Origin of the sequence: Arthrobacter sp. AK01, assembly GCF_021109375.1 — a bacterium.
Taxonomy (GTDB): domain Bacteria; phylum Actinomycetota; class Actinomycetes; order Actinomycetales; family Micrococcaceae; genus Arthrobacter.
On record NZ_JAJOHP010000139.1, the window covers coordinates 1 to 1,904 of the forward strand.

Consider the following 1,904-nt stretch of genomic DNA (forward strand, 5'->3'; position numbering starts at 1 on the left):
GTGTGTGGCTGGGCGCCGGGTTCCCACTGGAGAACTGGCGGGCGGGGGTCTCCAAGGGGCCCGGGCTGGGTGCCGGGTGGATCCCAACCGCTGGCAGCACCCAGGAAGTCCTTGATCCGGGCCATCAGGCCGCCCTGTTCGCGGAGTGCGGCGGCGGTTCCGGCGTCGAGGTCGTTGGCGAGTCCGTGTCCCCATGGCCCCCAGAGGGTTTCCACCAAAGTCCGCGGCGCCGCGCTGCCCCAGGCCCTCACCAGCTCCGCAGCTTCGGCAACAAAGAAGTCCCGCTGCCCCGAAATCATCAGGAGCGGCGTGTTCAGCTGGCCATAAAGCCCGTGGAGATCGGCTGGTGGGGCGTCCCAGAGCCGCCTCCAACCAGCGGCGGAACCCGGACCATACGTGGCGTCGTCCATGAGGTTGTGAATCGTCCAGTCCATCCCGCGTTCCTCAGCCTGCCGGTATATCCTCCGGAGCTCCGCGGCGGGTAAAGGGTGGCCGGATTCCTTGCCGAAACCGTGCTGGTGCCACCAGCCAATCCTGTCCCGCAAGCGCGGTGTGCCATCAGGTTCCCTGGCCGTTTCCCAGAGGCCCAGTGCCGGCACCATCGCCACCACGGCCAGGGGCCTGGCGGCCGCCTCCTCCGGACGCCGTGCCACCTCCGGACGCCGTGCCACCTCCAAAACCCGGGCTGCTTCAACTGCACAGTGCGCATCGTAGGAGGCTCCAGCCAGAATGAGTGGGCCCCTGAGCAACCCGTTCCTTGCGAGGTACCGGGCGGTGGCTGCTCCGTCCGGGCCCTCCTTGTCATAGGGATTCCATGCGCCGGCGGACCCGTAGCGCCCACGGACGTCCTGGACCACTACGTCGTATCCGGCACTGCACCATGCGTGGGCTTGGTCCGCGTACTGGGTCCGGCCGTAGGGTGTCCGGATCAGGACCGTCCCTAGGGCTTCCCCGTCCACTGGTGTGCGGTAGTGGTCTGCGGTGAGCCGAACGCCGTCGTCAGCGGTGATGTCCAGGTGATCCGGCGCGGTCGTGGGACTCATCGCAGCGGAGCCCGCAAGCCCTCGCCCAGGTTGGCGGGTTCCGGGAAGGGCAGAACGGGGTGTTCGCTGGCTGCCAACGTCAGGGAGTCCAGCCGCCAGAGGGTACGCCGGTGAGCGGCAAGTGACGGTGAATTCCTTTGCCAAGCCGTGATGACGGTGAGCAATCTGGCCGTGAGCAGGTCCATGGCTATGCCCTGGGGAGTGAAGTCCGCGGCAGCAGCGGGGGTCTCCAGCCAGGCCCTCAGCTCGGCGGCGGCAGGTGAGGCTGCGAGCCTGCGCCGGAGTACCTGCCACCCTGTTGGGTCTGCCGGTTCGAGGGACAGCGGATCTACGAAGACCAGGTCGCCTTCTCCGTAGAAGCGGAGCACGGCTGTTCGGCTCCCCGGCAGTGCGTCAAAGCGGTTGCGATCGGCGGGAGTGGCTGCCAGATGGAGGAGTAGCCCTACGGAGCCGGGCTCCTTACCGTCACCCACTGTCAGGTCCACCCCGGCCTCGTGGAACACGGGCAGGAGTGCGGCCGCAACGGGTTTGGGGGCTATTAGCCCGATTCGCTCCCGTCCGGGGAGGGGACGCGCACCAGCCTGGCGGCGTTGCATCAGTTCGTCACTGATGTCCGCGGCCATGCGCTGGCCACTGCCTGCCGAGGGTGGGAGATGGAAGAAGGCGCCGTCACCGCTGCGGATGGTTGATCTTCCCGCGACGTCAAAGCTGTCTATTGCGGTTCCCATGGTTCCTTCCGAAAGTTGCGGGGTGGAGCTAAGGGGGGGGGGGGGGGGGGGGCGCCCCCCCCCCCCCCCCCGGGGGAAATAGAACAGAGGGAGGTCGGCAGGAAATGCAGCTGAATGATGGCTCTCAGGTGTG

2 protein-coding genes are annotated in these 1,904 nt (G+C 67.7%); both read right to left on the bottom strand.

The features are described 5' to 3' along the window. Nucleotides 1-1,043 (bottom strand): CocE/NonD family hydrolase (locus LN996_RS23405; RefSeq protein ID WP_231343486.1); only part of this gene is annotated, 1,043 nt, incomplete at its 3' end. Beyond that, nucleotides 1,040-1,771 carry a hypothetical protein gene (locus LN996_RS23410; RefSeq protein WP_231343487.1) on the bottom strand — a complete coding sequence of 244 codons (732 nt, stop codon included), beginning with the start codon at nt 1,769-1,771 and terminating at the stop codon, nt 1,040-1,042. The genes LN996_RS23410 and LN996_RS23405, both read right to left, overlap by 4 nt. Nucleotides 1,772-1,904 lie beyond the last annotated feature (133 nt).